Source organism: Luteimonas sp. R10 (assembly GCF_045689605.1).
GTDB lineage: Bacteria > Pseudomonadota > Gammaproteobacteria > Xanthomonadales > Xanthomonadaceae > Luteimonas.
Genome location: NZ_CP141262.1, coordinates 2457920 through 2475541 on the forward strand (window position 1 = coordinate 2457920; position 17622 = coordinate 2475541).

12 protein-coding genes and 1 pseudogene are annotated in these 17622 nt (G+C 68.4%); 10 read left to right on the plus strand and 3 right to left on the minus strand.

The features are described from left to right. Window positions 1-227 precede the first annotated feature (227 nt). Genes U3649_RS10735 through U3649_RS10745 form a run of 3 tightly spaced genes read left to right on the plus strand, consistent with a single transcriptional unit; the run spans window position 228 to window position 2777 of the window. Complete coding sequence (locus tag U3649_RS10735) at window positions 228-1721, plus strand: NfeD family protein (protein WP_407351325.1); 1494 nt, start codon at window positions 228-230, stop codon at window positions 1719-1721. Beyond that, on the plus strand, window positions 1718-2470 hold the full coding sequence (locus tag U3649_RS10740; RefSeq protein ID WP_407351326.1) for a slipin family protein: 753 nt from the start codon (window positions 1718-1720) through the stop codon (window positions 2468-2470). The genes U3649_RS10735 and U3649_RS10740 overlap by 4 nt, the downstream gene beginning before the upstream one ends. A gap of 19 nt (window positions 2471-2489) precedes the next feature. Continuing rightward, window positions 2490-2777, plus strand: coding sequence for a DUF3247 family protein (locus tag U3649_RS10745; RefSeq protein ID WP_407351327.1), 288 nt, complete (start codon window positions 2490-2492; stop codon window positions 2775-2777). A gap of 237 nt (window positions 2778-3014) precedes the next feature. On the opposite strand, the gene U3649_RS10750 is transcribed toward U3649_RS10745, so the two are convergent. The 3 genes and pseudogenes from U3649_RS10750 to U3649_RS10760 all read right to left on the minus strand — a co-directional run bounded on the left by U3649_RS10750 (window position 3015) and on the right by U3649_RS10760 (window position 6476). Continuing rightward, window positions 3015-4523, minus strand: a complete 1509-nt coding sequence (locus U3649_RS10750) for a pseudouridine synthase (RefSeq protein WP_407351328.1) — start codon at window positions 4521-4523, stop codon at window positions 3015-3017. Between the two features lie 131 nt (window positions 4524-4654). Then, a pseudogene (gene scpB / locus U3649_RS10755) lies at window positions 4655-5437 on the minus strand (SMC-Scp complex subunit ScpB); the annotation flags it as partial. 94 nt (window positions 5438-5531) lie between these two features. After that, a complete protein-coding gene (locus tag U3649_RS10760; RefSeq protein ID WP_407351329.1) occupies window positions 5532-6476 on the minus strand; it encodes a segregation and condensation protein A in 945 nt (314 codons plus the stop codon). A gap of 392 nt (window positions 6477-6868) precedes the next feature. Here U3649_RS10760 and U3649_RS10765 point away from each other — a divergent pair, with 392 nt between their 5' ends. The 7 genes from U3649_RS10765 (at window position 6869) to U3649_RS10795 (ending at window position 17577) form a co-directional block, all read left to right on the plus strand. Continuing rightward, window positions 6869-7168, plus strand: coding sequence for a YciI family protein (locus tag U3649_RS10765; protein ID WP_407351330.1), 300 nt, complete (start codon window positions 6869-6871; stop codon window positions 7166-7168). Next, on the plus strand, window positions 7165-7464 hold the full coding sequence (locus tag U3649_RS10770; RefSeq protein ID WP_407351331.1) for a BolA family protein: 300 nt from the start codon (window positions 7165-7167) through the stop codon (window positions 7462-7464). Before U3649_RS10765 ends, U3649_RS10770 begins: the two co-directional genes overlap by 4 nt. Before the next feature lie 205 nt (window positions 7465-7669). Next, window positions 7670-9133, plus strand: coding sequence for a sulfatase (locus tag U3649_RS10775; protein WP_407351332.1), 1464 nt, complete (start codon window positions 7670-7672; stop codon window positions 9131-9133). 65 nt (window positions 9134-9198) lie between these two features. After that, window positions 9199-10107, plus strand: a complete 909-nt coding sequence (locus U3649_RS10780; protein WP_407351333.1) for a formylglycine-generating enzyme family protein — start codon at window positions 9199-9201, stop codon at window positions 10105-10107. A 249-nt stretch (window positions 10108-10356) separates the two neighbouring features. Beyond that, window positions 10357-11346, plus strand: a complete 990-nt coding sequence (locus U3649_RS10785; protein ID WP_407351334.1) for a LacI family DNA-binding transcriptional regulator — start codon at window positions 10357-10359, stop codon at window positions 11344-11346. A 98-nt stretch (window positions 11347-11444) separates the two neighbouring features. After that, window positions 11445-14477: a TonB-dependent receptor domain-containing protein gene (locus tag U3649_RS10790; RefSeq protein ID WP_407351335.1), complete on the plus strand. Its 3033-nt coding sequence runs from the start codon at window positions 11445-11447 to the stop codon at window positions 14475-14477. A gap of 94 nt (window positions 14478-14571) precedes the next feature. Further along, a complete protein-coding gene (locus tag U3649_RS10795; protein ID WP_407351336.1) occupies window positions 14572-17577 on the plus strand; it encodes a TonB-dependent receptor domain-containing protein in 3006 nt (1001 codons plus the stop codon). Window positions 17578-17622: the final 45 nt, after the last annotated feature.

The following is a 17622-nucleotide window of genomic DNA, read 5'->3' on the forward strand; positions in this document are numbered from 1 at the left end:
ATGCCGCCGCCGGGCAGTCGCGAGATGCGGGCTGCCGCGGCTGCCGTCGCTCCCACCACATGCAGGGCTCCGACGTGGCAAACGCCGTGGGATCGGGGCTCGTATCGTGGAGCCAGATGCCTGGCCGCGGCTTTCGGCGGTCCCGATTCCGCCTTGCCGCTTCCTTTACAGGCGGTGATGTCTACTGGGCTTCCGGACGGATCGCGTCGCCCCATCGGGGGATGGGCATGGCATCGAACGTACGAGCGTGCTGCCTGCTCCTGCTGCTTGGGCTGGCATCGACGCTGCTCGCCGCGCAGCGGGAGGCCCCGTCGCCTGCCGAGGGCGGCGTGCTGCTGATCGACATCAAGGGCGGGATCGGCCCGGCCACCAGCGACCACGTGCAGCGCGGGCTGGAGCAGGCGGCAGCGGAAGGTGCGGACGCACTGGTCTTGCGCATCGACACCCCGGGCGGTCTGGATGCCGCCACCCGCGACATCAACCAGGCGATCCTGGCGGCCGAGGTGCCGGTGATCGCCTGGGTGGCGCCGTCCGGCGCACGCGCCGCCAGCGCCGGCACCTACATCGTCTACGCCAGCCATCTCGCGGCCATGGCACCGGCCACTGCGCTGGGCGCGGCGACGCCGGTCGCGCTGGGCGGCGCGCCGCCGGGCGGAGATGCCCCAACGGGCGGCGCGGAAGACGGGGAGGCGGCGCGGGGCGACGGCGGCCGCGAGGACGACGCCCGGAACGGCGAAGACGGGCGGCAGGAGGGCGCGCCGGCGCGCGAGCGAGGGCGCGGCGCCGGCTCCGCCTCCGAGCGCAAGGCGATCAACGATTCGGTGGCCTACCTGCGCAGCCTCGCCGAACTGCGCGGCCGCAACGTCGAGTTCGCCGAAGAGGCGGTGCGCGATGCCGCCACCCTGACCGCCAGCCAGGCGCGCGCGCGCGGCGTGGTCGAGATCGTCGCCGCCGACCTCGACGCGCTGCTGGCGCAGGCCGACGGCCGCCAGGTCGCGCTCGCCGGCGGCGGCGCGGTCACGCTCGCGGTCGCCGGAGCGGCGGTCACCGAAATCACGCCGGATTGGCGGGTCAAGCTGCTGTCGGTGCTCACCGAGCCCACGGTCGCCTACCTGCTGCTGCTGGTCGGGCTGTACGGATTGCTGTTCGAGGGCTACAGCCCGGGCGCGATCGTCCCCGGCGTGGTCGGCGGCATCAGCCTGCTGCTGGGGCTGTACGCGCTGCAGGTGCTGCCGGTGAACTACGCCGGCGTCGCGCTGATCGTGCTCGGCGTGGCGCTGATGACCGCGGAACTGGCGGTGCCCAGCTTCGGCGCGCTCGGCATCGGCGGGCTGGCGGCGCTGATGGTCGGCTCGGTGGTCCTGTTCGAGGACGCGCCGGGCTTCGGCGTGCCGGGACGGCTGATCGCTTCGATCGGCGTCGCCAGCGGCCTGGCCTTCATGGGCGTGCTGTGGCTGGCGGTGCGCGCGCGCCGCCGGCCGGTGGTCAGCGGACGCGAGGAACTGGTCGGCCACGAGGCGGTCGCCGACGACGATTTTTCCGGCCGCGGGCGGGTGCGCATCCGCGGCGAACTGTGGCAGGCCGAAGCCGCCGGGCCGGTGCGCGCGGGACAGCGCGTGCGCGTACTGGCGATCGACGGCCTGGTGCTGCGCGTCGCTCCGCTCGACGGCGGCGACGGACCAGACGAACGACTTTCCGAACCGAGCGAGGCCGCGCCATGAACCTGATCGCACTGTTTCCCGTTGTCCTGATCGTGGTGGTCGCGCTGTTCAGCGCGATCAAGATCCTGCGCGAGTACGAGCGCGGGGTGGTGTTCCAGCTCGGACGCTTCTGGAAGGTCAAGGGGCCGGGCCTGATCATCCTGATCCCGGTGGTGCAGACCATGGAGCGGATCGACCTGCGCACCATCGTGATGGACGTGCCGTCGCAGGACCTGATCACGCGCGACAACGTCTCGGTGAAGGTCAACGCGGTGGTGTACTTCCGCGTGGTCGACCCGCAGAAGGCGATCATCAACGTCGAGCATTTCTACGACGCCATCAGCCAGCTCGCGCAGACCACGCTGCGCTCGGTGCTGGGGCAACACGACCTGGACGAGTTGCTGTCCGAGCGCGACAAGCTCAACAACGACATCCAGACCATCCTCGACCAGCACACCGACGCCTGGGGGGTGAAGGTGGCCAACGTCGAGATCAAGCACGTCGACATCAACGAGACCATGGTGCGGGCGATGGCGCGCCAGGCCGAGGCCGAGCGCCAGCGCCGCGCCAAGGTGATCCACGCCGAGGGCGAGCAGCAGGCCGCCGAGAAGCTGGTCGAGGCGGCCAAGCTGCTGGGCGCGGACCCGCGCGCGATCCAGCTGCGCTACCTGTCGACGCTGACCGACATCGCCGGCGACAAGAACTCGACGATCGTGTTCCCGCTGCCGATCGACTTCATCGAATCGCTGACCAAGCGCTCGGGCGCGTAACGCCGGACCGGAGGACGAAATGGGACAGTTCGCCGAGCACGTCTATACCGGGCAGGAGGACATCGCGCGGATCGAGTCCAGGGCCGCGCAGCTCGACGGCGAGACGTGGGTCGCGCTGACGCTGGACGACGGCACCGTCGTCGAGGGCGTGGTGGCGGTGCGACCGATCGTGCAGACCTTCCGCGACCCGCAGGGCCGGGAAGGGATCAATGCCGTGGCGCGCGTCGACGATGCCGGCGACCAGGCCGTCTCCCATTACGTCTGGCTCGACCGTATCCGCGAGATCCGGCACCTCGGCAGTTCCTAGCGGGCGCCGTCCGGGCAACCGGTCCGCAACTGCGGTACCCGCTTCTCCCGCTTGCGGAGAAGGCGGCACGCCCCCGCTTGCGGGAGAAAGGGGCACGTCCCGTTTGCGGGAGACGTGGCGCGCAGCCCAGGATGAGGGCGCTTTTGGCGCCGTAAGCGTTCGCCGGACGAGTCCGGGGCGGGCTTTCGAGCCGAGACCTTCTGCGTCAGGACTCGAGTCGGGGCCGCCTGGGAAAAGTCAGCGGTTGCCGCCGCCGCCGCGCGGCCCGCGTGAGCCGGGACCGGCACCGGGACGGCGATTGCCGCCGCTGCGGGGACCGCGCGGGCGCTCTCCCGCGGGCTTGCCCGCGCCCGGGGTGGCGTGGTCGGAGGGAAAGCTGGGAGCGTTGTCGGGATGCCCATAGGGGCGGGCGGCACGGGGATTGCGCTTCTTTCCCGGCGCTCCGGCCGGGCCACCGCGCCCCGGGCCTGGCCCCGCGCCTTGCGGGCGCTTCTTGCCATGGGGCTTCTTCGGGCCGCGGCCGTCGGCGTTGCGATGGCCGCTCGGGCCGGTGTCCACGCCCTCGGGCACGTACCAGCTGCGGAACGCGGCCGGGTTGCCGTCCGGCAATGGCTTCGGTCCTTTTTGCGTCCGCTGCTTGAACGGCTTCTGCGACTGCTTGGCGGCCGATTCGCCGCTGACGGTCAGTCCACCGTGCGGCTTGCCGCGTCCGCGGCCACGGCCGCGGTCCTCGCGCACGTGGTCGAAGCGGCGCAGTTCGCGGCCCTCGTCCGCGGTGTCGTGGCCGTTGACGTAGGCATTGCCGCGCGACTCCCGCGAGATCAGCACGGTCGACTTGGCGGCCTTGCGCTGGCCGATGACCGGCTGCAGGGTCAGGGCCGGCGGCGGCCCGGCTTCCAGTTTCAGTTCCTGGCGCAACGCTTCCACGCGCGCGGCGGGAAGCTCCTGCGATTGCCCGCGCAGCAGCGGCTGCGGCAGCGAGATGCCGCCGTAGCGCACGCGCTTGAGGCGGCTGACCTGGCAGCCCTGTGATTCCCACAGCCGCCGTACCTCGCGGTTGCGGCCTTCCTTCAGCAGCACCCGGAACCAGTCGTGCGAATCGGTGCCGCCGATGCGTTCGATCTCGTCGAACTTGGCGGGGCCGTCGTCCAGCGCCACGCCGCGGCGCAGGCGGTCGACGATCTTTTCCGAGACGATGTCCTCGCCCTCGGGCGCGCGCACGCGGCAGACGTATTCGCGCTCCACTTCGTGCGAGGGATGCATCATCGCGTTGGCCAGTTCGCCGTCCGTGGTCAGCAGCAGCAGGCCGGTGGTGTTGATGTCGAGGCGGCCGATGGCGATCCAGCGCGCGCCCTTGAGCACGGGCAGGGATTCGAAGATCGTCGGCCGGCCCTCGGGGTCCTCGCGGGTGGTCACTTCGCCTTCGGGCTTGTTGTAGAGCAGCACGCGTGCCGGTTCGGTCAGCGCGCTGGCGACGAAGCTGCGGCCGTCGATCTCGATGCGGTCGCCGCTGCGCACGCTCATGCCGACCTGGGCGGTTTCGCCGTTGACCTTGACCAGGCCCTCGGCGATGCGCTGCTCCAGTGCGCGGCGCGAACCGAGCCCGGCCTGCGCCAGCACCTTGTGCAGGCGCTCCTCCAGGCGCGCGGCGGTCGTGGCGCCGTCGCTCTCGCGCTTGAGCGAGAGCTTGCGGCTGCCGCCCTTGTCCTTGCCGCCTTTGTCGTTGTGTTGGGGCCGTTCTTTCATGGTGTACTCCGTTCGCTGTCGCCGTCTTCGGCGAGGGCGGTGTCGTTCGTGTCGTTGTCGTGGGGGAGATGCGGCTCGTCGCCGGTCTCGGTCTCGGCGGCCGCCGGGTCTGCCGCGCGGGTATCGGGAGCGGCCGTGGGGTCGTGTTCGGGGTCGTCTTCGGCATCGAGGCCGGCATCGGTGCCGGAAGGCGTGCCGGGCACGGCGGCCGCCTCGGGCGCCACATCCGCGTCGGCATCGAGGGGCGCAGCGGCGCCGGGCGAAGCCCCGGTGTCGTTCGCGTCGTCCGTGTCCGCGCCCTCGGCCTCCGGGGCGATGTCGCCGACCGGCAGCGTCCCGTCGGCCGGTGCGCTGTCGGGATCGAACTTGAACTGCGGCTCCAATTCGCCGAAGTCCTTCAGTTCCGACAGCGGCGGCAGTTCGTCGAGCCGCTTGAGCCCGAAGTAGTCGAGGAAGGCCTTGGTGGTGCCCAGCAGTTCCGGGCGCCCGGGGATGTCGCGATGGCCGACCACGCGGATCCATTCGCGCTCCTCAAGCGCCTTGATGATGTTGCTGTTGGTGGCCACGCCGCGCACCTGCTCGATCTCGCCGCGGGTGATCGGCTGGCGGTAGGCGATCAAGGCCAGGGTCTCCAGCGTGGCGCGGGTGTACTTGGTCTGGCGCTCGGTCCACAGGCGCGCGACCCAGGCATGCACCTCGGCCTTGACCTGGTATCGCCAGCCGGAGGCGACCTCCACCAGCTCGATGCCGCGTTCGGCGCAATCGGCCTCCAAAGCCTCCAGGGCCTTCTCGACGCCGCCTTCCGGGGCCGGCTGGTCGAGCGGGAACAGGCCGCGCAGCTGCACCAGGGTGAGCGGCTGGCTGGACGCCAGCAGGGCGGCCTCGACGATGCGGTTGATCAGTTGTTGGTCCATGGAAACTCGTCAGGCACGGGTTCTTGTCGTGGGTGTCATGGCAGTGACGCCATCCGCCGGATGTCCTTCGCCGCGTCGTCGCGCCGCGATCCGGTCAGGGCGCGTCCGCGGATCGCGGGCCGGTGTCGTCGTCTTCGTCGTCGAACTCGCTGGACAGCTCGACCGTATCGCCGGCGCCGCTGTCGCGCGTGGCCAGCGACTTGACGTAGATCGGCGGCAGCGGCGGCCGCTCGCCGGGGCGGGGCGGTTCGGCCTGTTCCTGCACGATCTCGAGCAGGCGCTCCTTGGCCAGTTCCAGCAGCGATAGCAGGGTGACCACGACACCGAGCTTGCCTTCGCGCGGCTCGAACAGCGACTCGAAGCTGTGGAAGGCGCCGTCCTCCAGCCGGGTCAGCACCTCGCCCATGCGCTGGCGCACGCTGAGGGCGTCGCGCTTGATCGCGTGGCCGCTGAACAGCTCGGCGCGCTTGAGCACGTCGTGCAGCGCCAGCAGCATCTCGCGCAGTTCCACCGGCGGCGGCGTCCGCACCGCGGTGCGGTCCGGGAGGAAGGCCGCGACCGGGCTGGTGTCGCGGTCCATCCGCGGCAGCGCGTCGACGTCCTCGGCGGCCTGCTTGAAGCGTTCGTACTCCTGCAGCCGGCGCACCAGCTCGGCGCGCGGGTCGTCCTCCTCGCCTTCCTCGCTGGGCGGCCGCGGCAGCAGCATGCGCGACTTGATCTCGGCCAGGATCGCGGCCATCACCAGGTACTCGGCCGCCAGTTCGAAACGCAGGTCCTGCATCACCCCGATGTAGTCGACGTACTGGCGGGTGATCTCGGCGACCGGGATGTCGAGGATGTCGAGGTTCTGGCGGCGGATCAGGTACAGCAGCAGGTCCAGCGGGCCTTCGAAGGCCTCGAGGATGATTTCCAGCGCATCCGGCGGGATGTACAGGTCCTGCGGGATCTGCAGCACCGGCTGCCCATGTACGACTGCCAGCGGCATTTCCTGCTGCTGCGGGTGCGGCGGCATCGGCTGGGCGTCTTCCGCAACGGGCATGGCGTCGGGAGCGTCGGATATGGGTTCTATCATTCGCGGTGCGGCCCCCTCCGGGCCTGCAGGAATTGCGGATGGCGCGCGACCTCGCGTGCCGGATCTTGCCTGTCCACGGTGCCGGGGGGCGCTGCGTCCGTTCCGTATTCCCGGATCGGGGCCATCACGACATCGGCCGGATACCACATGCGACGGCCGCCGCTGGGTTTTGCGGCGATGACGGCGGAAAGGGCATCGGCGGGCCGGGCGGGGGCAGCGATTCGGGCGTCTGCGTCGACGGCCGCTGCATTCCGGCCTGTAACTGCCAGTTAGGGTACGGGCTCGCCCGGCGGCTGTCCAGCGGCCGGGCACCGCGCGACCGCTACAATTCATCCTTTCCGGATCGAGGGCGCACGGGCATGTGGTATGCGATCGAAGGCCATGACGGCGACGACGTGCTGGCGCTGCGCCGGCAGGCCCGGACGCGGCACCTGGCGCGGCTGGAGGCGCTGCGCTATGCCGGACGGCTGCTGCTGGCCGGGCCTTGCCCGCGCACCGACGCCGAGGACCCGGGCCCGGCCGGCTTCAGCGGCAGCATCGTGATCGCGGAGTTCGCCTCGCTCGACGAGGCCCGCGAGTGGGCCGACGCCGATCCCTACGTCGAGGCCGGCGTCTACGCCCGGGTCGACGTGCGCCCGTTCCGGCCGGTGCTGCCGTGAGCGGCCCGGCCGGCTCGCTGCCGCGCGAGCAGCGCGTGCCCGCCATCCGCGCCGCGCTCGACGCGGCGTTCGCGCCCGAGCGGCTCGAGATCCGCGACGACAGCCATCGCCATGCGGGCCACGTCGGCGCACAGGACGGGCGCGGGCACTTCCACGTCGAGATCGTCAGCGCCGCCTTCGCCGGCATGGCGCCGATCCAGCGCCACCGCGCGGTCTACGCCGCGCTGGGCGAGCTGATGACCACCGACATCCATGCATTGCAGATCCGGGCGCTGGCGCCGACGGACCCGGAATAGCCGGTCGGCACACCTGGCCGCCTCTCACTCGAGGCGCAAGCCATTGAATCCGGTGGCGAAACCACCGGAATACGCCAAGGTCCGGTGATGTCTCGCTCGCATGATTCCGTGATCCGTTCCGCGGTGGCCTGCATTCGACGCTGAAAACGATTACATTCCGGCTTCGAACCGTCGAACCGTGGAGGGCAGTGGAGGTGACGGCACGATGAGACATTCCGCGATCGAACACGGGCTGGCGTTGCTGTTCGCCGCCGCCTTCGTCCTGGCCACGGGACCGGCGGCCGCGCAGCACAAGGCGCCGCCGCGCAACGTGGTCTTCATCCTCAGCGACGACCACCGCTACGACTTCATGGGCTTCATGCCCGAAGCGCCCGAATGGCTGGAGACGCCGGCGCTCGACCGCATGGCCGCAGGCGGCGCGCACGTCGAGAACGCGTTCGTCACCACTTCGCTGTGCTCGCCGAGCCGCGGTTCGATCCTGACCGGCCAGTACGCGCACCGGCACGAGATCGTCGACAACACCTCGCCGATTCCCGAGGGCACGCGCTTCTTCCCGGAGTTCCTGCAGGACGCCGGCTACCGCACCGCCTACGTCGGCAAGTGGCACATGGGCGAGGTGGACGACGCGCCGCAGCCGGGCTTCGACCATTGGGTCAGCTTCCAGGGGCAGGGCGCCTATTACGATCCGGTGCTGAACGTCAACGGCAAGCGCGCGCGGGAGCAGGGCTACACCACCGACCTGCTGACCGAACATGCGCTTGGCTGGCTGAAGCAGCACCAGGCGCGGGAGCCGGACACGCCATTCTTCCTGTACTTGTCGCACAAGGCGGTGCACGCGGAGTTCTCGCCTGCGCCGAGGCACCGGGGCCGCTACAAGGACCAGCCGATCCCGTATCCGCCGACCATGGCGGCAAGCGAGAACCGCGGCAAGCCCGACTGGGTGCGCGCGCAGCGCAACAGCTGGCACGGCGTCGATTACATGTACCACGGCGACATGGAGTTCGACGGGTTCTACCGCGCCTACACGGAAACCCTGCTGGCGCTGGACGAGAGCGTCGGCCAGGTGCTCGATTACCTGGAGGAGGCGGGCCTGGCGGACTCGACCCTGGTGGTCTACATGGGCGACAACGGCTTCCTGCTCGGCGAACACGGCCTGATCGACAAGCGCAACGCGTACGAGGAGTCGATGCGGGTGCCGATGCTCGCCTGGGCGCCGGGTTTCATCGAGCCCGGATCGACCATCGCGCCGATGGTGCGCAACATCGACATCGCGCCGACCGTCCTGGAACTGGCGAACGCCCGCTCGCCGGTGGCGATGGACGGACGCTCGGTGCTGCCGCTGCTGCGTGGCGAGCAGGTCGACTGGCCGCTGGAGATGCTGTACGAGTACTACTGGGAGGACGCGTTCCCGCACACACCGACCGTGCTCGCGCTGCGCGACCAGCGCTACAAGTACGTCTACTACCACGGCGTCTGGGACAGCGACGAGCTGTACGACCTCGGGGCCGATCCGGAGGAGCGCACCAACCTGATCCGCGATCCGGCCCACCAGGCGCGCGCGGCCGCGATGAAGGACCGCATGTGGGACCTGCTGCAGGAGACCGACGGCATGCGCATCCCGCTGAAGCGCGCGGGCAAGTGGCGGGCCGATCAGCGGAGGCCGGAATGATGCAGGGACTCCACCGCGATCGATCGGGCGCCACGGGCGGAAGCCGCGGTCCGCGGAGGCTGCCGATGCCGGCCGCGGTTGCGGCGGCGGCGTTCCTGGCCGGCTGGCTGGCCACCGCATGCGCGCCGGACGCGGCGTCCACGCCGGCCGACGATGTCGCCGCGCCGGAAGGCATGGTCTACGTGCCCGGCGGAGCGACGCGCATCGGTGCCGAGGACGGCACGCCGGCCGAGCGGCCGGTGTTCGAGGCCCAGGTCGCACCGTTCTTCATGGACGTCCACCCGGTGACGGTGGGCCAGTTCCGGGCGTTCGTCGAGGCGACCGGCCACGTGACCGAGGCCGAGCGCCTGGGCGACGCCGCCGTGTACGACCCGGATACCGGCGGCTGGCAGCTGCTGCCCGGTGCCGACTGGCGCCGGCCGATGGGACCGGAGGCGCCGCCGGCGCCCGACGACCATCCCGTCACCCAGGTGTCGTGGAACGACGCCGTCGCCTACGCGAAGTGGGCCGGCAAGCGGCTGCCGACCGAGATCGAGTGGGAACACGCCGCCCGCAACGCGCGCAACGCGGACGGCCCCTATGCCTGGGGCGACGCGCTGGTCGAGGACGGCGAACATCGCGCGAACACCTGGCAGGGCCCGTTCCCCGGCGGCAACACCGGCGAGGACGGGCATCTGTTCACCTCGCCGGTCGGCGCCTACGGCGCCACCGAGCTGGGCCTGACCGACATGGGCGGCAACGTCTGGGAGTGGACCGCCGACTGGTTCCGCCCCTACGCCGAGCGCGACCGGCCGTTCACGCCCGACGCCACCAGCGAGAAGGTCCAGCGCGGCGGCTCGTTCCTCTGCCACGTCAGCTACTGCCACGGCTACCGCGTCTCGGCGCGCAGCCATTCCACGCCGGACACGGCGTTGTTCCATGTCGGGTTCCGGCTGGTGAAGGACCGCGCCAGGCAGTCCTTTCCGCCGCAGTGAGGGATGTCCCGTCGCCACGGGCGGTGTCAGTGAATAACCCCTAGTCTCGCCGCAACGGAGAAGCCTGCCTGGCGGCGTCGCATGCCTATAAGGGATGGCGTACGTGCTGTCGTGATGCCGTGCGCCTCTCCTTGCGGCCGCGCCACGAGTCGGTCATCGTTCCCTGCATATCCATGCTGTCCTGCAACATGAAACCGGCTGTGGAAACGATTACAGTCCGGCGCAGACCGACGTAGCCTTGGAGGGCGGGTGAGCGTCACGATCAAAGATGTCGCACGCGAAGCCAACGTTTCCGTAGCCACCGTCTCGCGGGCGCTCAACGGGCACGACAACGTGGCCGAGGAGGTCCGCCAGCGTGTGCTCGGCGTCGCCGACCGTTTGCGCTACAGCCCGCACCACGCCGCCCGCAGCCTGAGCAGCCGCCGCACCCAGACCATCGGCGTGGTGCTGCCGGACCTGTACGGGGAGTTCTTCTCCGAGCTGATGCGCGGCATCGACCTGGTCGCCCGCGAGCGCGGGCTGCACCTGCTGGTCTCCAGCTACCACGGCGATCCGGCCGCGCAGGGCGCCGCGTTGCGTGCCATGCGCGGCCGGGTGGACGGGCTTCTGGTGATGTCGCCATTCGTCGGCGAGCGCGGCTTCCTCGAGCGCAGCCTCGCGCCCGCGCTGCCGGCGGTGCTGATCAACAGCGGCGATGCCGACGACCATCCCGTGATCCGCGTCGACAGCTACGGCGGCGCCCGGGCGATGGTCCGTCACCTGGCCGAAGCCGGCCATCGCGATATCGCCTTCATCGCCGGCCCGGACGGCAACTTCGACGCCCGCGAGCGCCTGCGCGGCTACCGCGACGCCCTGGCCGAGATGCTGCCCGGCGCCGAGCCTCGGGTGCTGCCGGGCGACTTCGACGAGGCCTCCGGCCATCGCGCCGGACGCGAACTGCTGGCGGCCGACGCGCGCCCGGACGCGGTGTTCGCGGCCAACGACATGATGGCGCTAGGGTGCCTGTTCGCCTTCAGCCAGGCCGGCGTGCGCGTCCCCGACGACATTGCACTCGCCGGCTTCGACGACATCCCGCTGGCGCGCTACGTGCATCCCAGCCTCACCACCATGCGGGTGGATATCGCCGAACTCGGCGGCGCCGCGCTGCGCGCGCTGCTGCAGGAACATCAGGGCGGGCGCGTGACGGCGCTGGTGCCGGAACTGGTGGTTCGAGAATCCAGCCGGGCGACGCGCGGCTGACGGCAAGGAGCCCTTTTTATTTCCATGCGGATGTAAACGATTTCACGCGACGTAGATCTTGCTGACTTGCCGATAACCGAGTGCCTGGGGAGGAACCGATGAACAAGTCCAACACCGCCGTACGCAAATGTAATCGCACGCTGCTCAGCTGTGCGCTGGGCGCATGCCTGGCCATGGCCGCGCCCGCCGTCCTGGCGCAGTCGACTTCCGCGACGCTGAGGGGCCAGGTCTCGGCGGATGACGCGCCCGCCGCCGATGCGCGCGTGACCGCCACCAATCTCGGCACCGGCCTGGCTCGCAGCGTGCAGGCCACCGCTAACGGCAGCTACAGCCTCGCCGGGCTTCCGCCCGGCACCTACCGCGTCGACGTCACCGCGAACGGGCAGACCAGCTCGCGCACGGTCACGCTCCGGGTGGGCCAGACGGCGACCCTGGACGTGGGCGTCGGAGGGGTCGTGGAAACCGGGCCGCAGCAGGCCACCACCGAACTCGACACGGTGACCGTCACCGGCACGCGCCTGGTCGAGACGCGCACCTCGGAGGTCGCCACCTACGTCTCGCAACAGCAGATCGAAATGCTGCCGCAGAACTCACGCAACTTTCTGGCCTTCGCCGATACCGTGCCGGGCATGTTGTTCGTCACGCCACCCAGCGGTCGGGAATCGCAATTGCGCAGCGGCGCCCAGAGTGCCAATAACATCAATGTCTACATCGACGGCGTGGGCCAGAAAAACTACGTCACCCCGGGCGGCATCACCGGCCAGGACGACAGCGAGGGCAACCCGTTCCCGCAGTCGGCGATCGGCGAGTACAAGGTCATCTCCTCCAACTACAAGGCCGAGTTCGACCAGATCAGCAGCGCCGCCATCGTGGCGGCCACCCGTTCCGGCACCAATGATTTCTCGGGCAGCTTCTTCTGGGACCACACCAACGAGGGCTGGCGTGAGGCTTCGCCGGGGGAAGATGAGCGGGGCGCCAAGGACGAGGAGAAGGTAGAACAGTACGGCGCTACCTTCAGTGGCCCGATCCTCCGCGACAGGCTGCACTTCTTCCTGGCCTACGAGGCCAAGGACATCGTCCGGCCGTCGCCGGTCGTGCCGCCCAACCAGGTCGCTTCGCGGACGCTTCCGGACGAGATCACCTCGCACTACGGCGGCGCCAGTTCGCCGTTCAACCAGGACGTGTATTTCGGCAAGCTGAGCTGGCAGGCCACGGACGACCACCTGATCGAGTTCATCGCCCGCGAGCGCCGGGAGACCGGCATCCTCGGGATCGGCGGCGTCAACGTCCCCACCGCCGGCACGGCGCTGAACAACGACGAGACCCGCTATGACCTGCGTTCGCTGTACTCCACCGAGAACTGGTTGAACGACGCCCACATCACCTTCGAGGAGGCGGCCTACAATCCGTCGCCGATCACGCCGACGAGCAGCAACCGCTACACGGTTGTGAATCCGGAAAATCCGAACGAGCTCGATCTGCAGGTGCTCAATACCGGCGGCGGCCCGAACTACCAGGACAAGGGCCAGAAGGGCTGGGGGTTCCAGGACGACTTCACCTGGTTCGGCTGGGAAGGCCATACCGTCAAGATGGGCGTCAAGTACAAGGACGTGGACCTGAAGGCATTCCAGCGGTTCCCGCCGTTCCCGCGCTACTGGTACGACGTCGACGAGAGCCTGACGCAGCCGTACAGAATCCAGTACGCCACGCCGTTCGTGGGGCGCGACCCGTTCGTCGAGACGAACAACAAGCAGTTCGGCATCTATGTCCAGGACGACTGGGAGGTCAACGAGAAGCTGACTCTCAATCTGGGCATCCGCTGGGACTACGAAAAGAATCCCAGCTACACGGATCGCGTGCTCGACCCGGATATCGCCGCGACGCTGCGCAACTGGCCCAACATCCAGAATACCGATTACGACATCGAGGACTACATCCCCGACGGCAACAATCGCAGCAACTTCAAGGGTGCGATCCAGCCGCGTGTCGGGTTCTCCTACGACCTGTTCGCAGACCAGCGCCACGTGATCTTCGGCGGCGCCGGGCGCGCCTACGACCGCAACCTGTTCGACTACATGGCGCGCGAGTACTACGCCGGTGCGTTCACCACATACGATATCCGTTTCGATACCTCGATCCACGAGTGCGATCCTGACGCCAACCCGAACTGCATTCCGTTCGATCCCGCGCTGCTGACGCAGGAAGGCCTGGATGCGTACGTGGAAGCCAATCCACGGATCGGCGGACAGATCTTCCTGATGAACAACGACCTCAAGACGCCATACTCCGACCAGTTCAGCCTGGGCATGCGCAATACCGTGACACTGGGCGAGATCGACTGGAACACCTCGGTCACCCTGTCGCACATCCGCGGCAAGGACGGCATCTACTTCCGCCTGGGCAACCGCAGGCCGGACGGCAGCTTCCACGAATACGAGGACCTCGGCCAGACCCGGGGCGGGCAGCCGGACAACATCCCGCCTCCCGGCTACGGTAACCTGCTTCTGGGCGAAAACGGCTTCGAAACCAGGCTGAACTCGCTGTTGCTCTCCATCGACAAGCCGTACTCCGACGCTTCGCCGTGGAGCGTCAACCTCGCCTACACCTACAGCGATGCGAAGGAGAACCGCGGCAACGCCTCGGAAGGCGAAACGTTCCTGTTCGACACTCCTTTCGTCACCGACCGGTTCTACCGCTCGACGGGCGTGCCCAGGCACCGGCTGGTGCTATCGGGCATCTATTCGCCGGGGTGGGACGTGACCCTGAGCAGCAAGCTGATCCTGGCCAGCTACACACCGAAGCAGGCCACCAACTGCCTGGAATCGCCGCTGCCGCCGGAGCCGAATTACCGGTGCTTCTACGACCCGTACACGCCCAAGGGCACCATCGGCTTCAAGCAGTTCGATCTTGCCGCCGAGAAGCGCTGGAACACCGGCACCGACATCGGCTTCAAGGTGCGGGCCGACCTGATCAACGTCTTCAACTGGCGCAATTGGAACCAGTTCGACGGCAGGCGCGGGCTGGGTCCAGACGGTCGTCTCCCGGAAAACCCGGACTTCGCGGAGCGCAACGGCAACGAGATCTTCGTGCCCACGCGCACCTTCAAGCTTTCGTTCGCAGTGGACTGGTAGCGAGGTCGGCGCCATGAGGGGGGTGGTGCGGATCCTCGGACCCGCATGGATTGCACAACAACAACAACCCTCCTGAGACCTCGAGGTTCTTTTGATGACTGACGTACTTTCCTCCCCCCGTGCGGGCCGCGCGCCGGCCCGCAAACTGCTCTGTTGTGCCATGGCGTTCGGCCTGGCGCTCGCCGCTCCTGCCGCCCTGGCGCAGGCCACCTCCGCGACCCTGCGCGGTCGTGTCTCCGCCGACTCCGAGCCGGCCGCGGGCGCGCAGGTCACCGCGACCAACGTCAACACCGGCCTCAGTCGGACGGTGCAGTCGACCGCCGCGGGCGGCTACAACCTCGCCGGCCTGCCGCCGGGCACCTATCGCGTGCAGGTCACCGCGGACGGGCAGGCCACGACCGAGACCGTGACCCTGCAGGTCGGGCAGACCGCCACGTTGAATCTGGGAGTCGGCGGCGTCGAAGAGGCCGCTCCGGCCCCCGAGGCCACCGATCTGGAGACGGTGACGGTGACCGGCACCATGCTGGCCGAGACCCGGACGTCCGAGATCGCGACCTACGTGACACAGAAGCAGATCGAATCGCTGCCGCAGGGCACCCGCAACTTCCTCGCGTTCGCCGATACGGTGCCGGGGGTCCAGTTCATCCAGGACGCCAACGGCAACACCCGCCTGCGCTCCGGCAGCCAGGCCGCGAGCGCCGTCAACGTGTTCATCGACGGCGTCGGCCAGAAGAGCTACACGTTGCCCGGCGGCGTGGCGGGGCAGGATTCCACGCGCGGCAACCCGTTCCCGCAGTCGGCGATCGGCGAGTACAAGGTCATTACCCAGAACTACAAGGCCGAGTTCGACCAGATCAGCAGCGCTGCGGTGGTGGCCGCCACCCGATCGGGCACCAACGAGTTCGAGGGCAGCTTCTTCTGGGATCGCACCTCGTCGGACTGGCGCAAGGCGACGCCTGCCGAAGAGGAGGACGGCGAAAAGGTCGACTCCAAGGAGGAGCAGTACGGCGTTTCGCTGGCCGGGCCGATCATCCGGGATCGGCTGCACTTCTTCGTCGCCTACGAGGCCAAGGACTACGTGACGCCGAAGACCGTGGAATTGGGCGAGGAGGGCCGCTACGACGTCGACGACGTGCCCGACGACCTGCTGGCACAGCTGGGGCCCGCGAGTTCGCCGTTCCAGCAGGACATGTACTTCGGCAAGCTGAGCTGGTCGATCAACGACTCCAGCTTCCTCGAGTTCACCGCGCAGGTGCGCGAGGAAGACGAGATCATCGGGGTCGGGGAAAGAAACGTGCCCGAGCGCGCCACCCTGAACGCGAACGAAGTGACACGCTACGACCTGCGCTATCAGTTCAACAGCGAGCGCTGGCTGAACGATGCGCACATCACGTTCGAGGATACTTCCTTCGCGCCGCATGGCGTAGTGGCCGCGCCCGGCTATGCGTTGCGGGTATCGGACCTGTCGACGCCGGGCGAACGGCTGCAGATAGGTGACATCCTCAATGCCGGCGGCAGCCCCAACAACCAGGACAAGGGCCAGCGCGGCTGGGGTTTCCAGGACGACCTGACCTTCTTCGGCTGGGAAGGACATACCCTGAAGATGGGCGTCAAGTACAAGAGTGTCGAAGTCGAGGCGGCCGAGCGTCATTTCTCGAACCCGATGTTCTATTACGACATCGGCCTCAGCACGGAGCAGCCGTATCGGGCCGAATTCGGCGCCGGCATTCCCGGGACCGCGGAAGGCTTCACCACCTCGAAGAACAAGCAGTTCGGTATCTACATTCAGGACGACTGGGAGGTCAACGATCACTTGACCCTGAACCTCGGCCTGCGCTGGGACTACGAGGAGACCCCGACCTACGAAGACTACGTGACGCCGCCCGAGGTCGCCGAGGCGCTGCGTGCCTGGCCGAACCTGCAGGGGCCGAACATCGACTACGACATCGAGAATTATCTGAGTGACGGCGGCAACCGCGATGCCTTCAAGGATGCGTGGCAGCCGCGCGTGGGATTCTCCTACGACGTCAATGCAGACGAACGTTTCGTGGTCTTCGGCGGCGCCGGCCGCGCCTACGACCGCAACCTGTTCGACTACCTGCAGGTCGAGGTCAACCGGGCTTCCTTCGCCAGATACAACGCGTATTTCGTCGATGTCGACGGCGAGTGCAGGAACGCCGCGGGCTGCATCCCCTGGGACGAGGCATACCGTGATCCCGATGCGCTCCGGCAGCTCGCGCAGACATTGAACACCGGACGCGAGTGGTACCTCAACAACAACGACCTGAAGGTGCCGTACTCCGATCAGTTCAGCCTGGGCGTGCGCAACATCTTCGACATGTTCGGCCACGAGTGGAACAGCGAAGTGACGCTGTCGCACGTGCGCAGCCACGACGGCATCGTGTTCCGGCTCGGCAACCGCCGCGAGGACGGCAGCTTCTTCGCAGAGCCGGGCGACACCTCCGGCGCACCGTGGGGCTTCGCCTCGCCGGTCGGCACCATCCTGCTGGTCGACAACATGGCCGAGACCAAGACCAACTCGCTGCTGCTCAAGCTCGACAAACCCTTCAGCGAGGACTCCGGCTGGGGCACGACGTTCGCCTACACCTATACCGACGGCGAGCAGAACATCGTGCCCGAGGGATGGCCGGAGATCTTCTCGCGGCCGGATACCGACCACATCGGCTGGCTGCCCGCGCGCAATGTCGCAGAGCATCGTTTCGTCGGTACGGCCATCTGGGACGGGCCGTGGGGCGTCACCTGGTCGGGTAAGCTCACGCTGGAAAGCCCCAAGCGGCAGATTTCGGAGAACTGTCTGGCCGGGCCGAACCTGTGCCAATGGGATTCCTTCACCCCCGAAGGCACGATCGGACTCAAAAGGTTCGACCTTGCGGCGACCAAGACCTGGGATACAGGTGCCGATATCAACTTCTATGTCCGTGCCGATCTGCTCAACGTGTTCAACTGGCGCAATTGGAGGACGTTCGATGACTACTGGGGCGATGTCGATGAAGGACCCAATCCGGATCTTGGCGCCCACAGACTCGACATTTATGAGCCGATGCGCTCGTTCAAACTCTCCTTCGGCGTGAACTGGTAAGCCTTGCTCCGCCGGCCGCCCTCGCAAGCGGGCGGCCGATTTTTT

Bases quoted from the DNA above. Each gene is read 5' to 3' on its own strand.
- U3649_RS10780 (WP_407351333.1), top strand. From the start codon at position 9,199: ATGCCGGCCGCGGTTGCGGCGGCGGCGTTCCTGGCCGGCTGGCTGGCC.
- U3649_RS10750 (WP_407351328.1), bottom strand. From the start codon at position 4,523: ATGAAAGAACGGCCCCAACACAACGACAAAGGCGGCAAGGACAAGGGC.
- U3649_RS10790 (WP_407351335.1), top strand. From the start codon at position 11,445: ATGAACAAGTCCAACACCGCCGTACGCAAATGTAATCGCACGCTGCTC.
- U3649_RS10735 (WP_407351325.1), top strand. From the start codon at position 228: ATGGCATCGAACGTACGAGCGTGCTGCCTGCTCCTGCTGCTTGGGCTG.
- U3649_RS10740 (WP_407351326.1), top strand. From the start codon at position 1,718: ATGAACCTGATCGCACTGTTTCCCGTTGTCCTGATCGTGGTGGTCGCG.
- U3649_RS10775 (WP_407351332.1), top strand. From the start codon at position 7,670: ATGAGACATTCCGCGATCGAACACGGGCTGGCGTTGCTGTTCGCCGCC.
- U3649_RS10745 (WP_407351327.1), top strand. From the start codon at position 2,490: ATGGGACAGTTCGCCGAGCACGTCTATACCGGGCAGGAGGACATCGCG.
- U3649_RS10760 (WP_407351329.1), bottom strand. From the start codon at position 6,476: ATGCCCGTTGCGGAAGACGCCCAGCCGATGCCGCCGCACCCGCAGCAG.
- U3649_RS10765 (WP_407351330.1), top strand. From the start codon at position 6,869: ATGTGGTATGCGATCGAAGGCCATGACGGCGACGACGTGCTGGCGCTG.
- U3649_RS10795 (WP_407351336.1), top strand. From the start codon at position 14,572: ATGACTGACGTACTTTCCTCCCCCCGTGCGGGCCGCGCGCCGGCCCGC.